The organism is Rathayibacter sp. AY1D1 (assembly GCF_002932635.1).
In the GTDB taxonomy this organism is placed as follows: Bacteria; Actinomycetota; Actinomycetes; order Actinomycetales; family Microbacteriaceae; genus Rathayibacter.
This window is the reverse complement of record NZ_PSVY01000009.1, coordinates 21,153-45,441: the sequence shown is the minus strand read 5'-3', so window position 1 is coordinate 45,441 and position 24,289 is coordinate 21,153. Positions and strand designations below refer to the sequence as shown.

The window sequence follows — 24,289 nt, the reverse complement described above, 5'->3', positions numbered from 1 at the left end:
ATGACGATCGACTACGAGCACGCGATGCGCCGGGCGCTGGCGCTCGCCGAGCGCGGGCCCGCCCGCGGACCCAACCCGCGCGTGGGCTGCGTGATCCTCGCGCCCGACGGCACCGTCCTCGGCGAGGGCTGGCACCACGGAGCCGGCACCGCGCACGCCGAGGTCGACGCCCTGTCGCACGTCGCGGCGGGCGCCGCTGACGGCGCGACGGCCGTCGTCTCGCTCGAGCCGTGCGACCACACCGGGCGCACGGGCCCCTGCAGCCGCGCCCTGATCGAGGCGGGCGTCTCCCGCGTCGTCTACGCCGTGCCGGACCCGGGCGAGCGCTCGGCCGGCGGCGGTCGCACCCTCCGCGAGGCCGGCGTCGAGGTGATCGAGGGCGTGCTCTCCGAGGAGGGAGAGCAGTTCCTCCACCCGTGGCTCACCGCGACCCGCCTGCACCGCCCCTTCGTCACGCTCAAGTGGGCCTCGACCCTCGACGGCCGCACCGCGGCGGCGGACGGCAGCAGCCGCTGGATCACCGGAGCGGCGGCCCGTCAGCGCGTGCACGAGCAGCGTGCCGCGCACGACGCGATCCTCGTCGGCACCGGGACCGTCCTCGCCGACGATCCCGCGCTCACCGCCCGCCGCGACGGAGGCGAGCTCCTCGCCCACCAGCCGGTGGCCGTCGTCGTCGGCACGCGCCCCGTGCCGCCGGGCGCCCGCCTGCACGAGCACCCCCGCGCCGTCGTGGTCGAGCGCACCCGCGACCTCGCCGCGGTCCTCGCGCACCTCTACTCCGCCGAGATCCGCAGCGTCTACGTCGAGGCCGGACCGACCCTCGCCTCCGCGCTCGTCGCCGCCGGACTGGTCGACGAGTACCTCGTGTTCCTCGCGCCCGCGCTCCTCGGGGGCCCCCGCCTCGCGCTCGGCGACCTCGGCGTGGAGAGCATCGGCGGGGCCCGGCGCCTCTCCCTCCGCTCGGTCGAGATCCTCGGCGACGACCTCCTCGTGACCGCGCGCCCCGACGTCCTCCCCGCGGGCGGTGCCGGCACCCCGGCCCGCCTCCCCCACGCCCTGCAGATGGAGACCCACTGATGTTCACCGGAATCATCGAGGAGAAGGGCGTCGTGACCGCAGTCGAGGCGGGCGCCGACGCGATCCGCCTCAGCATCCGCGGGCCGCTCGCCGTCGAGGGCGTGCGGCACGGCGACTCGATCGCGGTCTCGGGCGTCTGCCTCACCGTCGTCGAGCACACGGACGAAGGCTTCACCGCCGACGTCATGGCGCAGACCCTGCGGATGTCGACCCTCGACACCGTGGGTGTCGGCGACCCCGTGAACCTCGAGCGCGCCGCGCTGGTGGGCGACCGGCTCGGCGGCCACATCGTCCAGGGCCACATCGACGGCACGGCGACGCTGCTCGCGATCGCACCGGGCGAGGCCTGGCGGGTGCTGCGGTTCTCGCTGCCGGCGGAGATCGCTCCGCTCGTCGTCGACAAGGGCTCGATCGCGGTCGACGGCGTCTCGCTGACCGTCTCGGCGATCAGCCCCGCCGCCGACCCGGAGCAGTGGTTCGAGGTCTCGCTGATCCCCGAGACGCTCGCCGTCACCACGCTGGGCGCGCGCGCGATCGGCGATCGGGTCAACATCGAGACCGACGTCCTGGCCCGCCACGTCGAGCGGATGCTCGCACTGCGCTCGATCGCGGAGGCCCGCTCATGAGCCTCGCCACCATCCCCGAGGCCGTCGAGGCGCTGCGCGCCGGGCGCCCGATCATCGTCGCGGACGACGAGGGCCGCGAGAACGAGGGCGACGTCATCGTCTCGGCCCAGCTCGCCAGCCAGGAGACGATCGCCTGGATGGTCCGCCACTCCTCCGGGTTCATCTGCGCGCCGATGACCAACGAGATCGCCGACCGCCTCGCCCTGCCGCTGATGGTGGTCGAGAACGAGGACCCGCGCGGCACCGCCTACACGCTGTCCGTCGACGCGGCCGACCGGCTCTCCACCGGCATCAGCGCCTCCGACCGCGCGCACACCCTCCGCGTGCTGGCCGACCCCGAGGCGACCCCCTCCCGCCTGAACCGCCCCGGCCACATCCTGCCGCTGCGCGCCGTCGACGGCGGCGTGCGCGAGCGCGACGGGCACACGGAGGCGGCGGTCGACCTGATGAAGCTCGCCGGCCTGTACCCCGTGGGCGCGATCTCCGAGATCGTCGCCGAGGACGGCGAGATGATGCGGCTGCCCGGGCTGATCGCTCTCGGCGAGCGCGAGGGCGTGCCGGTGACCACGGTCGCGGCCCTCATCGCGTACCTGCAGGAGTTCCACTGCGACGCGGAGGTGCCCGTCACGGTCGCGGTCCCGGAGAGCGCGCGGGTGAGCTTCGAGGTCGAGACCACGGTGCCGACCACCCACGGCCCGTTCCGCATCCGCGCCTACCGCGACCGGCAGACCGGAGCGGATCACGTCGCGATCCTCGCGGGAGAGGTCGCCGCGGGGCGGCCCGCACTGGTGCGCGTGCACTCCGAGTGCCTGACCGGCGAGGCGTTCGGCTCGCTGAAGTGCGAGTGCGGACCCCAGCTCGACGCCGCCCTCGACACGATCCAGCGGGACGGCGGCGTCGTCGTCTACCTCCGCGGGCACGAGGGCCGGGGCATCGGCCTGATCAACAAGCTGCGCGCTTACCGCCTGCAGGAGGACGGACTCGACACACTCGACGCGAACCTCGCCCTCGGGCTCCCCGCCGACGCGCGGGACTACGGAGCGGCGGTCGGGATCCTCGAGGACCTCGGCCTCACCGAGGTGCGCCTGCTCACCAACAACCCCGAGAAGGTCCGCCAGCTCACCGACCGCGGCATCGTCGTCGCCGAGCGCGTGCCGCTCGTCGTCGGGGTCGGCGCCTTCAACGAGGGCTACCTCGAGACCAAGCGCGACCGCATGGGCCACACCCTCGACAGCGTCCTCGACCACGACCCCCTCGACGCCGGGATCTCCGGCCTCGCCCTCGACGCCGGGATCGCCGGCGCCACCACGAAGGAGTAGCAATGGCCGGTAGCGGCGCCCCCACCACCTCCCCTCTCGACGGCGCGGGACTGCGCGTCGTCGTCATCGCGGGGACCTGGCACGAGCAGATCAGCGACGGTCTGATCGCCGGAGCGAGCCGAGCCCTCGACGAGGCCGGAGCGTCCTGGTCGCTCGTGCGCGTGCCCGGCTCGTTCGAGCTGCCCGTCGCCTCGAAGGCGGCCCTGGAGGCGGGGGCCGACGCGGTCGTCGCCCTCGGCGTGATCATCCGCGGCGGCACCCCGCACTTCGAGTACGTCTCGGACGCCGCCACCTCCGGGCTCACCACCGTCTCGATCCTGACGGGCAAGCCGGTCGGCTTCGGCGTGCTCACCCTCGACACCGAGCAGCAGGGCATCGATCGCGCGGGCCTTCCCGGCTCGAAGGAGGACAAGGGGCGCGAGGCGGCCGAGGCGGCGGTCTCGACCGCTCTGCTCCTCCGCTCGCTGCGCAGCTGAACCACTGCGGGCGGCCCCCGTCCTGGGGCCGCCCGCACACGAACCTGGGAGAACACGGAGTAAAGTGGTCGGGTCGTCACGAGCGACCCCTCTCTCCTCCCCCTCGCCCCAGCGGTCCGCGACGCCCGATCGACGCCCCGCCCCGCCGGCTCAGGGGGAGTCGCCGTCCACACGGAGCCTCTCCCTCATGTCTTCTCCCGCCGTCTCCGACGCGCCAGCAGCCGCCCCGCAGAACTCCCGCGGCCGCGTCATCCTCGCCAGCCTCATCGGCACCTCGATCGAGTTCTACGACTTCTACGCCTACGCGACCGCCGCGGTCCTGGTCTTCCCGTCGCTCTTCTTCGTCAACGAGGACCCGGCCACGGCCCTCCTCGCCTCCTTCGCCGTCTTCGGCGTCGCGTTCATCGCGCGCCCGATCGGGTCGATCATCTTCGGCCACTTCGGCGACCGCATCGGCCGCAAGGGCACCCTCGTCGCCTCGCTGCTCACCATGGGCGTCGCGACCTTCCTGATCGGCTGCCTGCCCACCGCGCTCACGCCCGGCTGGGAGTTCCTCGCTCCGTTCCTGCTCGTCGTGATGCGCTTCTGCCAGGGCCTCGGCCTCGGCGGCGAGTGGTCCGGAGCCGCGCTGCTCGCGACCGAGAACGCACCGGCCGGCAAGCGCGCCATCTACGGCACCTTCCCGCAGCTGGGCGCACCGATCGGCTTCATCGTCGCCAACGTCCTGTTCCTGGTGCTCGCGAGCACGATGAGCGACGAGACGTTCGCGGCCTGGGGCTGGCGCGTGCCGTTCCTGGCGAGCGCCGTGCTCGTGATCATCGGGCTCTACGTGCGGTTCAAGCTCGTCGAGACGCCCGCGTTCCAGAAGGTCGTCGAGAAGGGCGAGGTCGCCAAGCTGCCCCTCGCCCGCGTCTTCGTCACCAGCTGGCGCCCGCTCATCCTGGGCACCTTCATCATGCTGGCGACCTACGTGCTCTTCTACCTGATGACCACGTTCACGCTGACCTACGGCACCTCACCCGTCGACGGCGCGGTTCCGGGCCTCGGCTACACGCGCAACGACTTCCTCGTCATGCTGATCGTCGGCGTGGTGTTCTTCGGGATCTTCACGCTCGTCTCCGGCCCGCTCGCGGAGCGCTTCGGCCGCCGGCGGACGCTGCTCGTGGTGACCGCGGCGATCCTCGTGTTCGGCCTGCTCTTCGTGCCCCTGTTCAGCGCCGGCTTCGCGGGCGTCATGGCCGTCCTGATCCTCGGCTTCACGCTGATGGGCCTGACCTTCGGCCCGATGGGCGCCGTCCTCCCCGAGCTGTTCCCGACCAACGTCCGCTACACCGGCTCGGCGATGGCGTACAACCTCGCGTCGATCCTCGGAGCGGCCCTCGCGCCGATCATCGCGGTCGCGCTGTGGAGGGCGGCGGGCGGCAGCACCGTGCTGGTCGGCCTCTACCTCAGCGCCGCGGCCGTGCTGACGCTGATCGCGCTCCTGCTCTCCAAGGAGACGAAGAACGCGTCGTACCACGACAACGTCTCGTAGGACTCCCTGCAGAGGACGGCCCGACGGGATCCCCCGGCGGGCCGTCCGCGTCTCCGCTCCCTCCCTGAGCACCGGGCCCGCCCTCTGGCGGCCTGCTCGCAGCGACGACGGGGCAGAATGGACGGCGATGAGCACCACCACCTCCCGGCGCGGCGGACGACGACCCTCCCGCGACGACGGACCCCGCGCCTCCTTCTCGCAGCTCGTGCCCTACCTGCTCGAGCACCGCGGCATCCTCTCGGTCGTCGTGGTCCTCAGTCTGTTCGGAGCGGCGGCGAGCCTCGGCCAGCCCCTGCTCGTCGGCCAGGTCATCACCCGGGTCCAGTCCGGTCTCGATCTCGGCCCGCTCGTGTGGGCCCTCGTCGGCCTGGTCGTGGCCTCCGGGCTCATCTCGGGCTTCGCGCACTACCTGCTCCAGCGCACCGGCGAGGGGATCGTGCTCTCGAGCCGCCGCCGCCTCGTCGCACGGCTGCTGCGCCTCCCCATCCGGGAGTTCGACGCGCGCCGCACCGGCGACCTCGTCTCGCGCGTCGGCTCCGACTCCACGCTCCTGCGCGCGGTGCTGACCCAGGGGCTCGTCGACTCGATCGCGGGCTCCCTCGTCTTCGTCGGCGCGATCATCGCGATGGCCGTCATCGACTGGGTGCTGCTGCTGATCATCGTGGCGGTGGTGGCGGTGGCCCTCGGGCTCGCGCTGACCCTCGGCCGCGGCATCCGCACCGCCAGCCGCAAGGCGCAGGAGAAGGTCGGCGATCTGGCCGCGGCCGTCGAGCGCGCCATCAGCGCCGTCCGGACGATCCGTGCCGCCGGAGCCACCGATCGCGAGATCGCGGTCGTCGACCAGCACGCGACGGAGGCGTACCGCCTCGGGATCCGCGTCGCGCACGTCTCGGCCCTCGTGGTGCCGGTGGCGGGGATCGCCATGCAGGTCGCCTTCCTCGCCGTCCTCGGCGTCGGCGGCTACCGCGTCGCGTCCGGCGCGATCGACATCGCCCAGCTGGTCTCGTTCATCCTCTTCCTCTTCATGATGGTGATGCCGCTCGGCAACTTCATCGGCGCCATCACCTCGGTGAACTCGGCGCTGGGCGCCCTCGGCCGCATCCAGGAGATCATCGACCTGCCGATCGAGGGCGACGGCGACGCCTCCGCGGGCGGCCTCGGCGCCGGCGTGGCGGAGGAGGCCATCTCCTTCGAGGACGTGGTGTTCTCCTACGAGGAGGGCGCCGTGCCCGACGCGGCGGCCGTAGCGGACGAGCGCGACCGCACCGTCCTGCGCGGCGTCTCCTTCACCGTGCCGCGCGGCAAGCGCACCGCCCTGGTCGGGCCGTCGGGAGCGGGCAAGAGCACGATCCTCGCCCTCATCGAGCGGTTCTACGACCCGGAGACCGGCGTCGTCCGACTCGGCGGTGTCGACATCACGGCCATCGACCGCGACGCGCTCCGCGCGCAGATCGGCTACGTCGAGCAGGACGCCCCGGTCCTGGCCGGCACCATCCGCGAGAACCTCGTCCTCGGCCGCCCCGACGCCGACGACGCCGACTGCCTCCGGGTGCTCGAGGCGGTGAACCTGACCGACGTGCTCGAGCGCAACCCGCTCGGCCTGCACGCGCCGGTGGGCGAGAGCGGAGTGATGCTCTCGGGCGGTGAGCGTCAGCGCCTCGCGATCGGCCGCGCGCTCCTGGCGGCCCCGCCGATCCTGCTGCTGGACGAGTCCACGTCGAGCCTCGACGGACTCAACGAGCAGCGCCTGCGCCTGGCGATCGACGCGGTCGCCGAGAACCGGACCCTGCTGGTGATCGCGCACCGCCTGTCGACGGTGGTCGATTCCGACCGCATCGTCGTGCTGCAGAAGGGCGAGGTCGTGGGAGTCGGCACCCACTCCGAGCTCGTCGAGTCGACGCCGCTCTACCGGGACCTCGCCAAGCACCAGCTGCTCGTCTGACGGACGCCGCAGCGGCGTCTCGCGACCGCCGCTGCCTCATGCCGGTCGACCAGCCGCGCAGCGGCGTGTCGAGACGCCCGCACGTCTCGCCCGGCAGCCTGCGCCCGCTCGTCCCTCAGCGCGGCGGCAGCCGCAGGGCCCCGTCGAGCCGGATGGTCTCGCCGTTGATCATGGGGTTCTCGACGATGTGCCGCACCAGGGCCGCGAACTCCTCGGGGCGTCCGAGGCGGGCCGGATGCGGCGTCGCCGAGCCGAGCGCCTCGCGGGCCCTGTCCGGCAGCCCGGCGAGCAGGGGCGTGTCGAACGTGCCCGGTGCGATCGACACCACGCGCACGAGCCGGGCCGCGAGCTCGCGCGCGAGCGGCAGGGTCATCGCCGCCACGGCTCCCTTCGACGCGGCGTAGGCCGCCTGTCCGATCTGCCCCTCGAAGGCGGCGACGGAGGCGGTCGTGACCAGGACTCCCCGCTCCCCATCGATCGGCTCCCGCTCGGCGATCGACGCCGCGGCGAGGCGCAGCACGTTGAGCGTCCCGGTCGTGTTGATCCGCAGCACCCGGTCGAACTGCTCGAGCGGCAGCGGCCCGTCGCGTCCGAGCAGCCGCCCGGGTGTGGCCACGCCCGCACAGCTCACGGCGACGCGCAGCTCCCCCGCCGCCTCCACGGCGCGCGAGACGGCGTCCGGATCGAGGACGTCCCCGGCGATCAGCTGCACGGAGGCGGGCAGACGCGCGGCCTCCACCGCGTGCGGCAGGTCGAGCACGACCACGTGCGCTCCTGCGGCGTCGAGCGCCGTCGCCGTCGCGGCTCCCAGTCCGGATGCTCCCCCCGCGATCAGCGCGGACGTCCCCTCGAGTCGCACGGTCAGCCCGCCGGAGCGGGGGTGGAGTCGGCGTCGGGCTCGTCGGTCGGCTCGCTGCCGGGCTCCCCCGTCGGATCACTGCTCGGCTCTCCGGACGCGAGTGCCTGCGCCGAGCAGTCGGTCAGGGTGGCGTCGTAGGCGTCCCGGGCGCGCTGCGCCGCCACGCGGACCTCCTCCTCCGCGAGCGGGCTCGCGAGCGGCGGCCGGTCGCTCAGGCTGTAGCGGGCGAGGCAGTCGCTGATCAGGCGGGTCATGCGCGCGCCGCTCTCGGGATCGGCTGTGCCGGTGGGCGCCGGGGCGGCGGTCGCGACGGAGCCCGAGTCGCGGACGGTCCCGTCCGGCACCTCCGCGGCGGGACCGGAGCAGGCGGTGAGGCTCAGTGCGAGCGCGACTCCGACGAGCAGCGCGACGGGCGGGCGGAGCGTCGTGCGCAGGAGCATGGACGACCTCGTTCGTGACGGCTGCGGGCAGGAGTGCGGCCACGGTAGCGCAGTCGATGCTTCCGGCGAGCGCTGGGCGCGCTCTCACGCCCCAGTGGCACCCCCAACGGGGCACAGGCGCGCCTCTCAGGAGGGCTCGGCGAGCGCCCACATCGCGACCGCCGACGCCGCGGCGACGTTGAGCGAGTCGATCCCGTGCCGCATCGGGATCTGGACGGCGACATCGGCGGCGGCGAGCGCGTCGGCGGTGAGACCCTGCCCCTCGGTGCCGAGCACGAGGGCGACGCGGTCCGGAGCGCGGGCGGCGAAGTCCCGCAGGGGCACCGCCTCCGGGGTCAGAGCCATCGCCGCGATCGTGAAGCCCGCTCCGTGCAGGAGCCGCTGCGTCGACGGCCAGTCGCCGACGCGCGTCCAGGGCACCTGGAGGACCGTTCCCATGCTCACGCGGATGGCGCGGCGGTAGTACGGATCGGAGCAGCGCGGCGTCACCAGCACGGCATCGGCTCCGATGGCCCCGACGGAGCGGAAGATCGCGCCGACGTTCGTCGGGTCGACCACGTCCTCGAGCACGACGACGCGGCGCGCTCCCGCGAGCAGGCCGGCCGGGTCGGGCAGCACGGGCCGGTCCAGCGCCGCGATCAGGCCGCGGTGCAGGGTGTACCCGGTGAGCTCGGCCAGGAGCTCACCCGGGCCCGTGAAGACGGGGACGTCGAAGCGGCCGACCAGGCGCTCGGCCTCACCGGCCGACCCGCCGAGGGCGAGCACCGAGCGCGGCCGGTGCCCGGCGGCGATCGCGCGCTCGAGCACGAGCGCCGACTCCGCGATGTACAGGCCGTGCGGGCCGCGGGCGTTCTTCAGCGCGACGTCCGTGGCGTGGGCGTAGTCGCGCAGCCTCGGGTCGTCGAGCGCGGTGACCTCGATCCGCTCCACCGGATCAGGCGAAGGGGTCGGGGGTGAGCGTGTACTTGGTGCTGAGGTACTCGTGGATCCCCTCGAGTCCGCCCTCGCGACCGAGGCCCGACTGCTTCACCCCGCCGAAGGGCGCCGCCGCGTTCGACACCACGCCGACGTTGAGGCCCATCATCCCGGTGGCGAGCCGCTCGATCATCCGCTGACCGCGGGCGAGATCGCGCGTGAAGACGTAGGACACCAGTCCGTACTCGGTGTCGTTGGCGAGCGCGACGGCGTCGTCCTCGTCGGTGAACGGCACGATCGCGAGGACCGGGCCGAAGATCTCGGTGCGCAGGATCTCGCTCTCCCGGTCGACCCCCGCGAGCACGGTCGGCCGGTAGAAGTGGCCGGCCCCCTCGATCCGATCGCCGCCGGTGAGCAGGCGCGCGCCGCGGGAGATTGCGTCCTCCACCAGCGCGGACGCCTTCTCGACCGCGCGCTCGTCGATCAGCGGGCCGATGGTCACTCCGTCCTCGGTGCCGCGGCCGACGCGCAGAGCGCGCACGCGCTCCACGATCCCCGCGGCGAACTCCTCGGCGATCGACTCGTGCACGAAGAAGCGGTTGGCGGCCGTGCAGGCCTGGCCGATGTTGCGGAACTTCGCGAGCATCGCGCCCTCGACCGCCCGGTCGAGGTCGGCGTCCTCGAACACGACGAAGGGCGCGTTGCCGCCCAGCTCCATCGAGGTCCGCAGCACGTTCTCGGAGGCCTGCTGCAGCAACGTGCGCCCGACGGGCGTGGAGCCGGTGAAGGACACCTTCCGCAGGCGGGGATCCGACAGGATCGGAGCCGACACGGCTCCCGCCGAGGACGTGGTGACCACGTTGAGCACGCCGTCGGGGAGCCCCGCCTCGGCGAGCAGTGCCGCGAAGGCGAGCGTGGTGAGCGGAGTGAGCTCGGCCGGCTTCACGACGACGGTGCAGCCCGCCGCCAGCGCCGGAGCGATCTTCCGCGTCGCCATCGCGAGCGGGAAGTTCCAGGGGGTGATGAGGTAGCAGGGGCCCACCGGGTGCTGCGAGACGATCATCCGGCCGCTGCCCTCGGGCGAGACTCCGTAGCGTCCGCTGATGCGCACCGCCTCCTCGCTGAACCAGCGGAGGAACTCGCCGCCGTACACGACCTCGCCCCTCGCCTCCGCGACCGGCTTGCCCATCTCGAGCGCCATCAGGAGCGCGAACTCCTCGGTGCGCTCCTGCAGGAGGTCGAACGCCCGCCGGAGGATCTCGCCCCGCTTCCGCGGCGCCGTCGCGGCCCACGACGGACCGGCGGCGACGGCGGCGTCGAGCGCCCGGACCCCGTCCTCCGGAGTCGCGTCGGCGATCGAGATCAGGACCGCTCCGGTGGCCGGGTCCTCGACGTCGATCGAGCCGCCGCCGGAGGCGTCCACCCACTCACCGCCGATCAGCAGCTGCGTGGGGATGCGGGCGAGCAGAGCGGTCTCGGCGGCGCGGGACGCGACGGAATCAGTCACAGGAGGGAACCACTTCTTCGGATCGGAGCGCGCAGACCGCGCCAGGAGGAGCTTCTCGTCCTCCCAGTGTAGGACGGGCGATCGCTCCGGGGGCGTGGTCGCCGGGAGCCGCGAGGACCTGCGCCTCCCTGAGCCCTGTGGAGGGACGAGCGCTCAGACGGACCGCTCGACGCGGACTCCCACCTCCGTCAGCTCGCGCAGCGCCGCGGCACTCGCCTCCTCGGAGACGCCTGCGACCAGGTCCTGGAGCACGCGGACCTCGAGCCCCGCCCGTCGCGCGTCGAGCGCCGAGGCGCGCACGCAGTGGTCGGTCGCGAGTCCCACGACGTCGAGCGCGGTGACGCCCCGCTCCGCGAGCACGGCGCCGAGCTCCTCGCCCGCCTCCGTCGTGCCCTCGAAGGCCGAGTAGGAGGGGCGGCCCTGCCCCTTGAGGATCTGCACGTCGATCAGAGCGGTGTCCAGGGCCGGGTGGAACCGCGCGCCGTCCGTGCAGGCGACGCAGTGGACGGGCCAGCTGTCGACGAAGTCCGGCTCCACCGCGAAGTGGCCGCCGTTGTCGGAGTCGCCCTCGTGCCAGTCGCGGGAGGCCAGCACCGCGGAGTACCGGTCGGCGTGCGCCGCCAGATGCGCGGTGATGTCCTGGGCGACGGCCGCGCCGCCTGTGACGGCGAGCGCGCCGCCCTCGGTGAAGTCGTTCTGCACGTCGACGATCAGGAGTGCGGTGGTCATCGTGGGCCTTCCGGGAGGAGGTGGAGAGGAGGAGCGGGAGGTCGACCCGCCCGCGTCAGGAATCGGAGAGCGAGGATCCGCAGCGGTAGACGCCCGTCACGAGGGTGTCGATCGCGGTCTTCGCCGAGTCGGAGACGTCGCCGAGAGCGTAGACCGCGAAGGTCAGCTCGGTGCCGTCCGCCGCGGTGACTACGCCGGCCAGTGTGTAGCCGGTGTCGATCCAGCCCGTCTTCGCGCGCACCGCGCCGTCGGCCGCGGCGTTGTCGCCGGCGAAGCGGTCGGAGTAGGAGAGCGAGCCCGTCCGGCCCGACACCGGCAGGCCGTCCAGGAGGATCCCCAGCTGCCCCTCGCGGGCCTGCACCTTCCGGAGCAGCTCGGTGAAGTACGCCGGCGCGACCGCGTTGTCGTCGCTCAGGCCGGAGCCGTCGACGATCGCGATCCCGGACGTGTCGACGCCGTAACCGGCGAGCCCCTGCAGCACACCGGCCTGCTCGGCAGCGAAGTCGCTGCCCGCGCCGGTGCGGATCGCGACGAGTCGCGCGAGCATCTCGGCGATCGCATTGTCGGAGACGAGCAGCATCTGCTGCACGAGCGTGCCGACCGGGGCCGACTCCACCGTGCCGAGAACCGCCGCGCCCGCGGGAGCCGTCCCGGTGGAGACCACGGGCGAGCCGTCCAGCTCATCGGCGAACGCCCCTCCGGCCCGGCCGACCGGATCCGTGCCGCGCTCGGAGGTCGAGGCCGTGGGGTCCTCGCGATCGCCGTCCACCTGAAGCGCCGTGATCTCGGGCATGTAGCCGTCGACCTGCTCCTTGCGGTTCCAGCTCGGCTGCCAGGTCTCGCCCGAGTAGAGGGAGGAGTCGAGCACCAGCGACGTGATCGGCGTCCCGGCGGTGGAGGGGTCCGCCTCCCAGGCGCTCTCGACCTGCGCCGCGAGGTCGTCGAGGTGGGCCGCTCCGGCGTAGGTCGACTCCCGGCCGGTCGGGAGCCGGGTCAGGGTGAGGTCTCCACCGCCGACGAGGACGACGCTTCCGGGCTCGCTCCCGCGGACCACGGTGGTGGCGATGCGCGTGTCCGGGCCGAGGACCGCGAGCGCCGACGCGGCCGTGAGGATCTTGAGGGCGGAGGCGGTGCGGGACGCGGTCCCGCCCCCGCGGTCGAACAGGACCTCGCCCGTCGCGGCGTCGACCACATGCGCCTGCATCGAGCCCAGGCGCGGGTCGGCGGCGAGCCCCGCCACCGAGCAGGTGCGGAGCGCCTCGGCCGCCGCTTCGGCGGTGGGCCGCGCCGTGGCCGTCGGCGTCGGTGCGGGAGTCGCGGTGGCGGTCGGGGTCGAGACGACGGGCAGCGCCCCGGGCTCCGCGGCGCTGCCGAGAGCCGTCCCCACGCCGAAGGCACCGCCACCGAGCACGGCGGCCACGAGCACCGCGGCGACCACGAGGGTGCGGCGACGGCGGGGAGGAGGCGTGTCGGTCATCCGCAACAGGGTAGCGACGCGAGTTCGACGCGACCTGGACGCCGCGGATCCGGACGGGAACTCATGGATCCGGCTTGGACGTCGAGGATGACGGGAGAGGGAGCCGCCTGTGGGAATCGAACCCACGACCTTCTCATTACGAGTGAGACGCTCTGCCGACTGAGCTAAGGCGGCGTGCACGCGGGGCCTGAGCCCCGGACACGATTACACAGCATAGCCTGCTCGCGCCCCCGGGCGTGAATCAGGACGGCGCGGTCGAGCAGAGGCCCCGCGACGGCGGCGGCTACCGCTGCGCTCGGCTCAGGCGAGCGCGCCGCGGAGCTCCTCGAAGGAGCGGGCGATGCGTCCGGGCAGGGCCTCCCGGCCGTCGTGATCGACCCAGGCCGCCCAGGCGTGGCGGACGGCGGCGAGCCCGAGGAGCGTCAGCATCCGCGCCCGGCTGCGCACCCGCTCCGCGTCGTCGTCCTCCTGGCCGAGACGCTCGGCGACGAGCCCCTCGACCGCGAGCTCGAACTCGCGCATGCCCGCGATCTTCAGACCGACCAGATGCGGGTGCTCGCGGAAGAGCGCGCGGCGGAGGACGTGCAGCTCCCGGTCCTCCTCGAGCGGCTCCTCCATCGCGGCGACGAAAACCCGCTGCAGGTCCTCGAGCACGGCGCCCCGGCCCGCGACGAACGCCGCCGCCGTCTCGTCGGCGATGACCGGGAGCCCGCCGACCAGCGCGTCCTCCTTCGAGGCGAAGTAGTTGAAGAAGGTGCGCGTGGAGACGTCGGCGGCGCGCGAGACGTCCTCGATGGTCACCCGCTCCGGCCCGCGCTCGCTCGCCAGGCGGAGGACGGCGATCTCGATCGCCCGCCGCGTGGCCAGGCGCTTGCGCTCGCGGAGCCCGGGCTGCTGCTCGCGGGGCCGCTCCTGCTCGGTCAGCACTGCGGATCCACCTCCGGGACGGTCCCCTCGAGCAGGTACGCGTCGACCGCGTCGTTCACGCAGGACGTCGACTTGTTGTAGGCCGTGTGGCCCTCGCCGTCGTAGGTGACCAGGTGACCGGCGGAGAGCTCGCCCGCGAGCGCCTGCGCCCACACGTAGGGCGTCGCGGGATCGTTCGTGGTGCCCACGACCAGGATGGGCGCCGAGCCCTCCGCGGTGATCGGCTCGCGGGAGCCCTCGAACGCCGCCGGCCACTCGCTGCAGAGGATGTCGCCGTAGGCCATGTAGCGGCCGATCGTCGGCGCGGCCTGCTCGAGAGCGGCCTCGTCGGCGCGCATCGAGGCGGTGTCGGCGTCGTAGGAGTAGTCGACGCAGTTGATCGCGAGGAACGCCTCGGTGGTGTTGTCCGCGTACCGGCCGTCCGCGTCGCGCCCGTTGTAGGCGTCCGCGTACTGGAACGCGACCGCGGGGTCGCCCCGGCGGACGCCGGCCAGCATCTCGCTCAGCGCTCCCCACGCCGTGGCGTCGTAGAGCGGGTAGACGATCGCGGTGAACAGCGTGCTCGCGCCGAGCTCACGGCCGTCGGCGGCCCGGATCGGCGAGGCGTCCACGTCCTCGAGCATGCGCTTCAGCTGGGCCATCCCCGCGTCGACAGTGCCGGTGAACGGGCAGTCGTCCGAGCGGAGGCAGTCGGAGAGGTAGGCGCGCAGTGCGCTCTCGAACCCCTTCGCCTGCTCGCGCACCACGTCGAACGAGGTGGCCGCCGGGTCGATCGCGCCGTCGAGGACGAGGCGGCCGACCCGGTCCGGGAACAGCCCGGCGTAGGTCGCTCCGAGGAACGTGCCGTAGGAGTAGCCGAGGTAGTGCAGCGTCTCGTCGCCGAGCGCCGCGCGCAACACGTCGAGATCACGGGCGGCGCTCGGGGTGCCGACCTCGGGCAGCAGCGGCCCGCTACGCTCCTCGCAAGCGGCGGCGAACGCGGCAGCGGTCGTGCGCTGCGCCTGGATCCACTCGTCGCTGCCCCGCTCCCCCGGCGTGATGTCGTAGAGGTAGGAGTCGAGCCCCGCGGCGTCGAGGCAGGAGACCGCGGTGGAGGCGCCCACCCCGCGCGGATCGAAGCCGACGACGTCGTACCGGGCGGCGAGCGCGGAGTCGACCGCGTAGTCGGCGCTGTCGCGGACGAAGTCGACGCCCGACGCTCCCGGTCCGCCCGGATTCACGAGCAGGGACCCGATCGCCGGGCCCTTCGTCGCGGGTCGGCGCACCAGAGCGATCGACGCGATCTCCCCCGAGGGGTCGTCCCAGTCGAGCGGGACGGTCGCGTCGGTGCAGAGAGCGCCGTCGCCGCAGTCGTCCCAGACCAGCACCTGCGAGTAGTAGCGCTCCAGGGAGTCGTCGACGGTCTGCGGATAGGGGGTGGAGGTCCGGTCGACGCTCGGGCCGGGCGCGAAGCAGCCGGTCAGGAGGGACGCGGCCGCGACGAGCGCGAGGACGACGGCCGTCCGGCGCCCCCGCCTCACGCGGCCACCGGACGGCGCGCCGCGACGACGAGCAGCGCCTCGAGAGCGAGGACCGGGGAGACGTTCGCGTCGATCCGCTGCCGGGCTGTCGCGATCGCGTCGAGGACGGCGAGCGTGCGGTCGGGCGGAGTCGCGTCGGCGAGCGCGGTCATCTCGGTCCGGACCTCCTCGTTGATGACGCCGCCGGGCGCTCCGAGCTGGAGGCGCACCACGTCGCGGTAGAGGGAGAGCAGGTCGACGAGGATCCGGTCGAGACCGTCGCGGAGGCTCCGCGTCGCGCGTCGCTTCTGATCCTCCTCGAGCGCCCGCAGCTGCGAGCGGAGCTGCGCGGGCACGGTGCCCCCGGGCTCGACGCCGAGCGAGCGCAGCGCCTGCTGCCGCTCGGCCTCGTCGCGCTCGAGGGTGATCGCCTTGGCGTCCTCGGTCGCGACCTCGATCATCCGCGCAGCGCCGACGACCGCGTCCGAGACGCCGCGGAGGCGCAGGGCGATGCGGAGCGTCTCCTCGCGGCGCTCGCGCGCGTTCGCGTCGGTCGCCAGGCGGTGCGCCATCCCGATGTGGCTCTGAGCCTGGCGGGCGGCGCGCTCGGCGGTCTCGGGGTCGACCCCGTCGCGGCGCTCGAGGAGACCGGCGACGTCCTCGACGCTCGGCACGCGGAGCCGCACGGAGCGGACGCGGGAGCGGATGGTGGGGAGCAGATCGGCCTCGCTCGGGGCGCACAGGATCCAGACCGTGCGCTCCGGCGGCTCCTCGAGCGCCTTCAGCAGCACGTTGGACGTGCGCTCGCTCATCCGGTCGGCGTCCTCGATGACCATGACGCGGTAGCGCGACACCGAGGGCGAGTACTGCGAGCTGCTGACCAGCCGCCGCACCTCGTCGATCGAGATGATCACGCGCTCGGTCGTCAGCACGGCGAGGTCGGGATGGGAGCGGGCGGCGACCTGGCGGCAGTCGGGGCACTCCCCGCAGCCGCCGTGGCGGCAGAGCAGTGCGGAGGCGAACGCGTAGGCGAGGTTCGAGCGGCCGGACCCGGGAGGGCCGGTGATGAGCCAGGAGTGCGTCATCGACGACGACTCCCGGCCACGGTCGTCCCGGGGCGTCGAGGCGTCCTGCAGGGCGCCGATGGCGTGCTCCTGCCCGACGAGCTGGCTCCAGACGGTCATGCCACCAGGCTAACCGCGAGCACCGACAGCCGACGCGCCGTCGAGGAGGACGGCGACCCGCTCCCGCACCGCGGCCGCGATCTCCTCGACGGGGAGAGCGGCGTCCAGGACGAGGAAGCGCTCGGCGTCCGTCTCGGCGATCGCCAGGAACGCCTCGCGCACGCGCCCGTGGAACTCCGCCTTCTCGGCCTCCAGCCGGTCGAAGCGGGTGCGGGCCGCGTCGAGCCGGCCCCGCGCGACGGCGGGGTCGAGGTCGAGCAGGACGGTGAGGTCTGGCCTCAGGTCGTGGGTGGCCCACTCCGAGAGCCGCCGGACCTCGACGGCGTCGAGGACCCGCCCGGCTCCCTGGTAGGCGACGGAGGAGTCGATGTAGCGGTCCTGCACGACGACCTCGCCGCGCTCGAGCGCCGGTCGCACGAGCGTCCCGATGTGCTGAGCGCGGTCCGCCGCGTAGAGCAGGGCCTCGGCCCACGGATCGATCTCGCCGCGGTGGTGCAGAACGATCTCGCGGATCTGCAGGCCCACCTCGGTTCCTCCGGGCTCGCGGGTGCGGACGACGGTCTCGCCCCGCGTGCCCAGCCACTCCTCGAGCAGCCGGGCCTGCGTGGTCTTGCCCGCGCCGTCCCCGCCCTCGAGGGTGACGAACAGCCCGGTCACGACTCCGTCGCGTCCGACGTCTCGGCGGCGGCCGCCGCGGCCGCGCGGCTCGCGGCGGTGGCGCGGGGCGCGGCGGGCTTCTTCGCTGCGGTCGTCTTCTTGGCGGCCGCGGTCGTCTTCGCCGCGGTCGTCTTGGCCGTGGTGGTCTTCGCGGCCGCGGTCTTCGCCGCCGTCGTCTTCGCCGCCGTCGTCTTGGCCGCCGTCGTCTTGGCCGCGGTCGTCTTCGCCGCGGGCTTCCTGGCCGGCGCGCGCTTGGCCGGAGCCTTCTTGGCCGGGCCCTTCGCGCGCTTGTCGGCGAGCATCTGGACCGCCTGCTCGAAGTCGATCTCCTCGATCGTCAGGCCCTTGGAGATCGTGACGTTGGTCTCGCCGTCGGTCACGTAGGCGCCGAAGCGTCCGTCGCGGATCCGGATCGGCTTGCCGCTGACGGGGTCCGCCTCGAACTCCTTCAGCGCGCTCGACGCGCGTCGCGCCCCGTACTTCGGCTGGGCGAAGATCTCGAGCGCCGTCGGCAGGTCGACCTCGAAGATCTGGTCCTCGCTGGTGAGCGACCGGCTGTCGGTGCCCTTCTTGATGTACGGGCCGTACCGGCCGTTCTGAGCCGTGATCGGCTCGCCGCTCTCGGGGTCGTCGCCGACCGTGCGCGGCAGGTCGAGCAGGCGCAGCGCCGTCGCCAGGTCGATCGACGCGACGTCCATCGACTTGAAGAGGGAGGAGGTGCGCGGCTTCACGACAGCGGGCTTCTTCGCGCCGCGCTTCGCGGGCGCGGGCTCGACGACCTCCCCGGTGGCGGGATCCGCCGTGGTCTCCGGCTCCGGATCGACCTCGGTCACGTAGGGGCCGAAGCGCCCGTCCTTGACGACGACGGTCTTGCCCGAGTCGGGGTTGCTTCCCAGCACGCGGTCGGTCTGCACCGGGGCGTCGACGAGCTCCTGCGCCTTGGCGGGCGTGAGCTCGTCGGGAGCCAGCTCGAGCGGCAGGTTGACGCGACGCGGCGTCTCCTGCCCCTCCTCCTGGGCCACCTCGAGGTAGGGGCCGTACTTGCCGATGCGCAGGGTGATGTCGTCGGTGATCCGGACGGAGTTGATGCTCTTCGCATCGATCTCGCCGAGGTTGTCCACGACGTGTCGGAGCCCGGGGTGCGTGCCTCCGCCGAAGTAGAAGCGGTTGAGCCAGGCGACGCGGTCCTCCTCGCCGCCGGCGATGCGGTCGAGGTCGCCCTCCATCTCGGCGGTGAAGTCGTACTCCACCAGGTCGGAGAAGAAGTCCTCGAGCAGCCGGACCACCGAGAAGGCGATCCAGTTGGGCACGAGGGCGGTGCCGCGCGGAGTGACGTAGCCGCGGTCGACGATGGTGGAGATGATCGACGCGTAGGTGGAGGGCCGGCCGATGCCGAGCTCCTCGAGCGCCTTGACCAGGCTCGCCTCCGTGTAGCGCGGGGGCGGCGAGGTCTCGTGGCCCTTGGCCTCGACCTCGGCGACGACCAGGCTCTGGCCGACCTCGAGCACCGGCAGCTTGGCGTCCTTCTCGTCGCGGGCGCCGTGACGCTCCTCGTCGCGCCCCTCCTCGTAGGCGAGGAGGAATCCGCGGAAGGTGACGACGGTTCCGGAGGCGGTGAACTCGGCGGTCTTCGCGACGTCGCCGGCCGGCTCGGCGAGCAGCGTCACGGTGGCGGTCGAGCCCTTGGCGTCGGCCATCTGCGAGGCGACGGTGCGCTTCCAGATGAGCTCGTAGAGGCGGAGGTCGTTGCCGCGGAGGGTGCCCGAGAGCTGATCCGGGGTGCGGAAGGTCTCGCCCGCGGGCCGGATGGCCTCGTGCGCCTCCTGCGCGTTCTTGTTCTTGCCGGAGTACAGCCGGGGCTTGTCCGGGACGGTCTCGGCTCCGTAGAGGGACGCGGCCTGGGTGCGTGCGGCGTTCAGCGCCTGCTGCGAGAGCCCGGGCGAGTCGGTCCTCATGTAGGTGATGAAGCCGTTCTCGTAGAGCGACTGCGCGACGCTCATCGTCTGGCGCGCCGAGAAGCGGAGCTTGCGCGCCGCCTCCTGCTGGAGCGTGGACGTGGTGAACGGGGCGGCGGGGCGGCGCGAGTACGGCTTGGACTCGAGGTTCGAGACCCGGACCGTGGTGGCGGGGTCACGCAGGGCCTCGGCGAGGGCACCGGCGGTGGACTCGTCGAGGACGGTGACGTCGCCCTTCAGCTGACCGCGGTCGTCGAAGTCGCGGCCGCTTCCGATCCGCTTGCCGTCGAGCCGAGCCAGGCGGGCGTCGAAGCCCGCCGCGGCGTCCGACTCGGGCGCCAGCACGGTGGCGAGGTCCCAGTAGCTCGCCGACACGAACGCCAGGCGCTCCCGCTCGCGGTCGACCACCAGGCGGGTCGCGGCCGACTGCACCCGGCCGGCCGAGAGCCCGGGGCCGACCTTGCGCCACAGCACGGGCGAGATCTCGTAGCCGTAGAGGCGGTCGAGGATGCGGCGGGTCTCCTGGGCGTCGACCAGGGAGGTGTCGATGTCCCGGGTGTTGTCGCGCGCCTTCTGGATCGCGTCCTTCGTGATCTCGTGGAAGACCATGCGGTGCACGGGGACCTTGGGCTTGAGCTCCTCGAGGAGGTGCCACGCGATGGCCTCGCCCTCGCGGTCCTCATCAGTGGCGAGGTAGAGCTCGTCGGCGTTCTTCAGCGCGCGCTTGAGGTCGGCGACCGTCTTCTTCTTCTGGTCGGACACGACGTAGTAGGGCTCGAAGCCGTTGTCGACGTCGACGGAGAACTTGCCCAGCGGGCCCTTCTTCAGCTCCGGGGGGAGGTTCTTCGGCTCGATGAGGTCGCGGATGTGCCCGACGGAGGCGAGCACCTCGTAGCCGTCGCCCAGGTACTGGGCGATGGTCTTGGCTTTCGCCGGCGACTCGACGATCACCAGCTTCTTCGTGCCGGACACAGTTCTCCTCGATTGGTGCTGTCGGGTCGGACGACCAGTGGTCCGACGTCCCCTGCTGCGGGGAGACGGTGCGCGGCGACGTGGTGCGGGGAACGGCGACGCGTCCCCATCGGCGGGGGCGCCCGACAGGCACACCATACACACTGACCCCGGACGTGCTGCCCCCTCCCGAGGACACGGGGACCTCGGGAGGACGCTGGACACGGCCTCGGAGCCGCCTGCCCGGCCTGCCGTCGACGGGGGTGACGCGCGGCGCCGATCGGCGCATGATGAGGCATGGCAACGACGCACACCACCACGACCTCCGCCTACACGGCCAAGCTCCTCGACGGACCGCTGGAGGGCAAGACCCTCCGCCGGGGATACGGCGACGATCAGGCCCCCGCCGCACGCCTCGAGATCCCCGGGGCGAGGGCGGGCTCCCGCTACATCTACCTCCTCGCCGGCGGCCTCGAGCACGACGAGGGCGCGGGCGCCCTGCCGACCGCCGCCGCGTACCGGTACAAGCGACTCTCCTCCGACTGACGCGCTCCCGCGGCGTCGTCCGGACCTCGGTCCGGACGACGCCCGCTGCTGCCCCCGCCCTCAGGGCGGCGGGCCGGCCCTCGACCGCGCCGTGAGGGAGAGCGGACCCGCGGTGACGGCCGCCTCCGTTCTCGCGACGCCGCCGTCGACGTCGCAGAGGACGAGCTCGGCGCCGTTCGCGCGGGCTACGGCGGCGGCACGTCCGCACGGATCCCCGGCCAGCAGGCCGGAGGCGACGTCGGCCGCTGCCAGGGACGAGGCGTCCGCGGCGGCGACCGCTCGCTGGTGCCCGACGACTCCTGCGCAGCCGGCGAGGACGGCGGCCGTCACCAGGATCGTGCCCGCGACGACTCCGATCGCCACGACCGCGGCCGATCCCTCCTCCCGGTCGCGGACAGCCCCGGGGAGCCGGCGGATCATCCGCCCCCGCCCAGCGCGCAGGACCGGACCGAGACCGGGAGCGAGACCGCCGGGAGCGGGCGCAGCCGGGCCGCGACGTCGACGCAGACCAGTCCGTCCTGCTCCCCCGCCGTGAGCGACGCCCCCGTCACCCGGGCGAGCGGCGCGCGGGGGTCGTCGCCCCGGGCCGCGGACCGGGCCGCGTCGGCGGCCGCGTCGACGAGCCGGACGTACTGCGCCGAGGCCGCTACCGACCCCAGGCACAGCGCCAGCACCGCGACCACCGCCGGGAGCACGAGCGCGAGCTCGGCAGTGGCCGAGCCCTCCTCCTGGACGAGCCGCCCGCGCAGCAGCGGAAGGCCTCTCATCCCGCCGCGGTGAGCGCGCGGGTCACCAGGTCGGTCAGGATGCTCCGCACCTCGTCGCCCTTGAGGATGACCACCAGCAGCCCGGCGAAGCCGACCGCGGCCATCGTCGCGATCGCGTACTCCGCCGTCGCCGACCCCTCCTCGTCGCCCAGAGCGCCGAGACCTCCCCACCCGGGTCGGCGCCACTCGACGCGCCCCGCGGAGACGTCGATGCCCGTTCCTCCGCCGGACGCCGCACCTCCGCCGCTCCTCGAGCCCCGGCTCGTTCCGGGCACACGACTTCCCGCATCCCTGCTCCTACCGAGTCCTCGACTCCGGGAGACTCCCCCGCCGCTGATCGCCGTGTCACTGCTCATGTGTCCTGCTCCGTTCCGCCCCGCTCCATGCCCCTCCTCCGAGGATCGCCGACTCCCGATCCCACCGATCGACCCTCCGGCCGATCCGTGGAGACGCCTCCCGATCCCGCCCCTGTGGAGGAGCGGTCGACCGCGTCACGCCGCCACCGAGAACGTCGAGAGCAGCACCGAGACGACCATCGGAGCCACTCCGAGCAGCAGGAACGCCGGCAGCACGCAGATCCCGAGCGGCAGCATCAGGGTCACGCCGAGCCGAGCGGCTCGCTCCCGCGCCCCGGAGGACGCCCGTGCCCGGACCAGAGCCGCCTCGCTCCGGAGCAGGCGTCCGGCCGGCACGCCCGCCGCCGCGGAGAGGGCGAGCACCGGGTCCGCGTCGGAGAGCACGCGCTCGCCCGAGTCGAGCCCGCACTCGGCGAGCGCCGCCACGACCCGGGCGCGCGACGACTCGATCGAGCCGCCACCGGCCAGCGCCACCGAGAGGAGGTCGAGCGCGAGCCCGGGCGCCGGATCGGCCAGGGCCGCGCTTCGGACGAGGCGCCGCGTCCACGCGTGCGCGGCCGCCATCAACCCGGCTCCCCCGACCAGGCAGACCGCACCGGGCACCGTCCCGAGGAGCACGCCGACCACGTCGAAGCCCAGCAGTGCCCCCAGACCCAGCGCCGCCAGCGGCAGCGCGCTCACGACCCTCCCGGTGGCGGAGGGACCGGCCAGAGCCACTTCGATGTCCCGGCGGGCGCGCGCCAGCTCGCGCAGGGACTCCGCCAGCTCGCCGAGAGCGGCGGCGACCGGCGCGCCGGAGTCGGCGGCCACCCGCCACGCGGCGGCCAGCGCCGCCCACGCGGTCACCTCACCGGTGTCCGGCGCTCGCCGTCGCGGCCGCTTCCGCTCCGAGCCGCTCCGCCGCGAAACCGGCGTCCCGCGCAGCAGCGCCTCCGTCACGTCGCCCCCGCGGCCGGCCTCCTCCGACACCGCCCGGAGCAGTCGCCGCCGCCGCGCGTCCCCGCTGTCCGCCCCCTCCGCCCCCGCGAGATGCCCGAGGGCCGACGCGGGAGCCACTCCCGCCGCGAGGAGGACGGCCAGTCGGTGCACGACGGCCGCGACCTCGTCCAGCCCGTCGCGGCCCGTCACGCGCTCGACCTCGAGGCGCTCGGGAGCGACCCGTCCTCGACCCTCAGGCGGCCGGCCGCGTCGAGTGCGAACGTCCCGAATGCCGCCAGCCGCCGCCGCCCGGCGCGGCGCTCGAGGTGGAGCACCAGGTCGATCGCGCTGACCGTCTGGCGGGCGATCGCCTCGGGCCCGAGCCCTGCGAGGACCCCGAGCGCCTCGAGACGCGCGGGCACGTCCTCGAGGGAGTTCGCGTGGAGGGTCCCCGCACCGCCGTCGTGCCCGGTGTTCAGCGCGGACAGCAGCTCGCGCAGCTCGACGCCGCGGCACTCGCCGAGGACCAGGCGGTCCGGACGCATCCGCAGCGCCTCCCGCACGAGCCGGTCCAGGCCCACGGCACCGGCGCCCTCGAGGTTGGGCTGCCGCGCCTCGAGCGAGACGACGTGCGGATGCGCGGGCCGGAGCTCGCCGACGTCCTCGATGGCGACGATCCGCTCGGTCGGCGCCGCGCACCCGAGCAGGGCGCCGAGCAGGGTGGTCTTGCCTGATCCACCGGCTCCCGTGATCAGCAGGTTCCACCGCTCGCGGACCGCCCGGCGCAGAAGCCGCACTCCGTCGTCGTCCAGCATCCCGGCCGCCTGCAGCTCCCCAAGCGTCCAGGAGTCCGACCGCGGCACCCGCACCGACACGAGCGCTCCCCCGGTCGCCACCGGCGGCAGCACGACGTGCACGCGGACCCCGTGGCGGAGCCTGACGTCCACGCACGGGCTCGCCTCGTCGACGTGCCGTCCACCGGCCGCGACCAGCGCGACGGCCAGCCGCCGTGCTCCGGCGGCGTCGAGCGTCCACTCCGGAACCCGCTCCGCACCACCGCCCCGGTCGATCCAGAGGCCCGCGCCGCCGTTCACGAAGAGGTCGGTCACCGCGGGGTCCGCGGCGTGCGGCGCGAGCAGCCCGAGACCGGCGGCGGCGGGCCGCACCGGCAGCGGGTCGCGGCGGTGCTCGGCGGGGACGAGGGGGACGAAGTCGCGGGTCATCCCGGCACGCTAGGAGCCCGTTCCGCGCGCCGGGGCGCTCCCTGCCCGATCGGAGGAGAGGCGCCCGCGTCGGCGCCTGTGGAGGAGCGACCCGGGCCGGACGCGCGCGCAGGGGCGGCCCGGAGCTCTCGGCAGGGAGCCTCTCCGAGGAGGGGCCCCACGGCGCAGAGAAGCCCAGTCGACGAGGAGACGTCCCGGCAACGCGGAAACGCCCCCGCGAGCAGGACTCGAGCGGGGGCGTCCCTCCGCCGGATCCGGCGGGAAGAAGGGGGCGGCACCCATTGGGGGGAACAGGTGCCGCCTCGGCGGCGCTGGATTGGGGGGAATCACTTGCGCCGCTGGGCCGAAGTTCATTCGGCCGTATGCAACTGTAGGGGACGGAACGCGATTCGCCAAGCCCGGATC

General features: G+C 73.7%; 23 protein-coding genes and 1 tRNA gene. 7 read left to right on the top strand and 17 right to left on the bottom strand.

Annotation, left to right across the window (positions count from 1 at the left end):
- The 6 genes from ribD (at nt 1) to C5C56_RS08420 (ending at nt 6,974) form a co-directional block, all read left to right on the top strand.
- Nucleotides 1-1,077 (top strand): bifunctional diaminohydroxyphosphoribosylaminopyrimidine deaminase/5-amino-6-(5-phosphoribosylamino)uracil reductase RibD, encoded by a 1,077-nt coding sequence (gene ribD, locus C5C56_RS08445; RefSeq protein ID WP_258065628.1) that lies wholly within the window; start codon nt 1-3, stop codon nt 1,075-1,077.
- Complete coding sequence (locus C5C56_RS08440) at nt 1,077-1,703, top strand: riboflavin synthase (protein WP_104319391.1); 627 nt, start codon at nt 1,077-1,079, stop codon at nt 1,701-1,703. Before ribD ends, C5C56_RS08440 begins: the two co-directional genes overlap by 1 nt.
- Entirely contained in the window at nt 1,700-3,022 is a 1,323-nt protein-coding gene (gene ribA / locus C5C56_RS08435) for a GTP cyclohydrolase II (RefSeq protein ID WP_104222225.1), read from the top strand. The genes C5C56_RS08440 and ribA overlap by 4 nt, the downstream gene beginning before the upstream one ends.
- Before the next feature lie 2 nt (nt 3,023-3,024).
- Entirely contained in the window at nt 3,025-3,498 is a 474-nt protein-coding gene (ribH, locus tag C5C56_RS08430) for a 6,7-dimethyl-8-ribityllumazine synthase (protein WP_104250609.1), read from the top strand.
- A 187-nt stretch (nt 3,499-3,685) separates the two neighbouring features.
- Entirely contained in the window at nt 3,686-5,032 is a 1,347-nt protein-coding gene (locus tag C5C56_RS08425; protein ID WP_104268883.1) for an MFS transporter, read from the top strand.
- A gap of 127 nt (nt 5,033-5,159) precedes the next feature.
- Complete coding sequence (locus tag C5C56_RS08420; RefSeq protein WP_104319390.1) at nt 5,160-6,974, top strand: ABC transporter ATP-binding protein; 1,815 nt, start codon at nt 5,160-5,162, stop codon at nt 6,972-6,974.
- 115 nt (nt 6,975-7,089) lie between these two features.
- On the opposite strand, the gene C5C56_RS08415 is transcribed toward C5C56_RS08420, so the two are convergent.
- The 12 genes from C5C56_RS08415 to topA form a co-directional block, all read right to left on the bottom strand.
- Complete coding sequence (locus tag C5C56_RS08415; protein WP_104319389.1) at nt 7,090-7,833, bottom strand: SDR family NAD(P)-dependent oxidoreductase; 744 nt, start codon at nt 7,831-7,833, stop codon at nt 7,090-7,092.
- Between the two features lie 2 nt (nt 7,834-7,835).
- Nucleotides 7,836-8,273 carry a hypothetical protein gene (locus C5C56_RS08410; protein WP_104319388.1) on the bottom strand — a complete coding sequence of 146 codons (438 nt, stop codon included), beginning with the start codon at nt 8,271-8,273 and terminating at the stop codon, nt 7,836-7,838.
- Nucleotides 8,274-8,399: 126 nt separating this feature from the next.
- Nucleotides 8,400-9,203, bottom strand: a complete 804-nt coding sequence (locus tag C5C56_RS08405; RefSeq protein ID WP_104247333.1) for an RNA methyltransferase — start codon at nt 9,201-9,203, stop codon at nt 8,400-8,402.
- A 4-nt stretch (nt 9,204-9,207) separates the two neighbouring features.
- Nucleotides 9,208-10,695, bottom strand: a complete 1,488-nt coding sequence (locus tag C5C56_RS08400; protein WP_104319387.1) for an NAD-dependent succinate-semialdehyde dehydrogenase — start codon at nt 10,693-10,695, stop codon at nt 9,208-9,210.
- Between the two features lie 153 nt (nt 10,696-10,848).
- Entirely contained in the window at nt 10,849-11,424 is a 576-nt protein-coding gene (locus tag C5C56_RS08395; RefSeq protein WP_104319386.1) for an isochorismatase family protein, read from the bottom strand.
- Nucleotides 11,425-11,479: 55 nt separating this feature from the next.
- Nucleotides 11,480-12,901 carry a D-alanyl-D-alanine carboxypeptidase/D-alanyl-D-alanine-endopeptidase gene (dacB, locus tag C5C56_RS08390; RefSeq protein ID WP_104288188.1) on the bottom strand — a complete coding sequence of 474 codons (1,422 nt, stop codon included), beginning with the start codon at nt 12,899-12,901 and terminating at the stop codon, nt 11,480-11,482.
- Between the two features lie 101 nt (nt 12,902-13,002).
- Nucleotides 13,003-13,075: transfer RNA gene (locus tag C5C56_RS08385), tRNA-Thr, on the bottom strand.
- Between the two features lie 126 nt (nt 13,076-13,201).
- A complete protein-coding gene (locus C5C56_RS17810; RefSeq protein ID WP_159939603.1) occupies nt 13,202-13,828 on the bottom strand; it encodes a TetR/AcrR family transcriptional regulator in 627 nt (208 codons plus the stop codon).
- Nucleotides 13,822-15,348: an alpha/beta hydrolase gene (locus tag C5C56_RS08375; protein WP_104319385.1), complete on the bottom strand. Its 1,527-nt coding sequence runs from the start codon at nt 15,346-15,348 to the stop codon at nt 13,822-13,824. Before C5C56_RS08375 ends, C5C56_RS17810 begins: the two co-directional genes overlap by 7 nt.
- Nucleotides 15,345-16,511: a DNA polymerase III subunit delta' gene (locus C5C56_RS08370; RefSeq protein WP_104319384.1), complete on the bottom strand. Its 1,167-nt coding sequence runs from the start codon at nt 16,509-16,511 to the stop codon at nt 15,345-15,347. Before C5C56_RS08370 ends, C5C56_RS08375 begins: the two co-directional genes overlap by 4 nt.
- Before the next feature lie 9 nt (nt 16,512-16,520).
- Entirely contained in the window at nt 16,521-17,168 is a 648-nt protein-coding gene (tmk, locus tag C5C56_RS08365) for a dTMP kinase (protein ID WP_104319383.1), read from the bottom strand.
- Nucleotides 17,165-20,095, bottom strand: a complete 2,931-nt coding sequence (gene topA, locus C5C56_RS08360) for a type I DNA topoisomerase (protein WP_104319382.1) — start codon at nt 20,093-20,095, stop codon at nt 17,165-17,167. The genes tmk and topA overlap by 4 nt, the downstream gene beginning before the upstream one ends.
- Nucleotides 20,096-20,371: 276 nt before the next feature.
- On the opposite strand from topA, the gene C5C56_RS08355 reads away from it, so the two are divergent.
- Nucleotides 20,372-20,620 (top strand): hypothetical protein, encoded by a 249-nt coding sequence (locus tag C5C56_RS08355; protein ID WP_104319381.1) that lies wholly within the window; start codon nt 20,372-20,374, stop codon nt 20,618-20,620.
- A 60-nt stretch (nt 20,621-20,680) separates the two neighbouring features.
- On the opposite strand, the gene C5C56_RS08350 is transcribed toward C5C56_RS08355, so the two are convergent.
- From C5C56_RS08350 to C5C56_RS08330, 5 genes are all read right to left on the bottom strand, one after another.
- On the bottom strand, nt 20,681-21,040 hold the full coding sequence (locus tag C5C56_RS08350; protein WP_104272867.1) for an Rv3654c family TadE-like protein: 360 nt from the start codon (nt 21,038-21,040) through the stop codon (nt 20,681-20,683).
- On the bottom strand, nt 21,037-21,387 hold the full coding sequence (locus tag C5C56_RS08345; protein WP_104222193.1) for a TadE family type IV pilus minor pilin: 351 nt from the start codon (nt 21,385-21,387) through the stop codon (nt 21,037-21,039). Before C5C56_RS08345 ends, C5C56_RS08350 begins: the two co-directional genes overlap by 4 nt.
- Entirely contained in the window at nt 21,384-21,662 is a 279-nt protein-coding gene (locus tag C5C56_RS08340; protein WP_244229600.1) for a DUF4244 domain-containing protein, read from the bottom strand. The genes C5C56_RS08345 and C5C56_RS08340 overlap by 4 nt, the downstream gene beginning before the upstream one ends.
- A gap of 216 nt (nt 21,663-21,878) precedes the next feature.
- Nucleotides 21,879-22,871, bottom strand: a complete 993-nt coding sequence (locus C5C56_RS08335) for a type II secretion system F family protein (protein WP_104319380.1) — start codon at nt 22,869-22,871, stop codon at nt 21,879-21,881.
- Complete coding sequence (locus C5C56_RS08330; protein ID WP_104237723.1) at nt 22,868-23,884, bottom strand: TadA family conjugal transfer-associated ATPase; 1,017 nt, start codon at nt 23,882-23,884, stop codon at nt 22,868-22,870. Before C5C56_RS08330 ends, C5C56_RS08335 begins: the two co-directional genes overlap by 4 nt.
- Nucleotides 23,885-24,289 lie beyond the last annotated feature (405 nt).

Coding starts and splice junctions, on each gene's coding strand:
- ribD (WP_258065628.1), top strand. CDS start 1: ATGACGATCGACTACGAGCACGCGATGCGCCGGGCGCTGGCGCTCGCC.
- C5C56_RS08440 (WP_104319391.1), top strand. CDS start 1,077: ATGTTCACCGGAATCATCGAGGAGAAGGGCGTCGTGACCGCAGTCGAG.
- ribA (WP_104222225.1), top strand. CDS start 1,700: ATGAGCCTCGCCACCATCCCCGAGGCCGTCGAGGCGCTGCGCGCCGGG.
- ribH (WP_104250609.1), top strand. CDS start 3,025: ATGGCCGGTAGCGGCGCCCCCACCACCTCCCCTCTCGACGGCGCGGGA.
- C5C56_RS08425 (WP_104268883.1), top strand. CDS start 3,686: ATGTCTTCTCCCGCCGTCTCCGACGCGCCAGCAGCCGCCCCGCAGAAC.
- C5C56_RS08420 (WP_104319390.1), top strand. CDS start 5,160: ATGAGCACCACCACCTCCCGGCGCGGCGGACGACGACCCTCCCGCGAC.
- C5C56_RS08410 (WP_104319388.1), bottom strand. CDS start 8,273: ATGCTCCTGCGCACGACGCTCCGCCCGCCCGTCGCGCTGCTCGTCGGA.
- C5C56_RS08395 (WP_104319386.1), bottom strand. CDS start 11,424: ATGACCACCGCACTCCTGATCGTCGACGTGCAGAACGACTTCACCGAG.
- dacB (WP_104288188.1), bottom strand. CDS start 12,901: ATGACCGACACGCCTCCTCCCCGCCGTCGCCGCACCCTCGTGGTCGCC.
- C5C56_RS08370 (WP_104319384.1), bottom strand. CDS start 16,511: ATGACCGTCTGGAGCCAGCTCGTCGGGCAGGAGCACGCCATCGGCGCC.
- C5C56_RS08355 (WP_104319381.1), top strand. CDS start 20,372: ATGGCAACGACGCACACCACCACGACCTCCGCCTACACGGCCAAGCTC.
- C5C56_RS08350 (WP_104272867.1), bottom strand. CDS start 21,040: ATGATCCGCCGGCTCCCCGGGGCTGTCCGCGACCGGGAGGAGGGATCG.
- C5C56_RS08345 (WP_104222193.1), bottom strand. CDS start 21,387: ATGAGAGGCCTTCCGCTGCTGCGCGGGCGGCTCGTCCAGGAGGAGGGC.
- C5C56_RS08330 (WP_104237723.1), bottom strand. CDS start 23,884: ATGACCCGCGACTTCGTCCCCCTCGTCCCCGCCGAGCACCGCCGCGAC.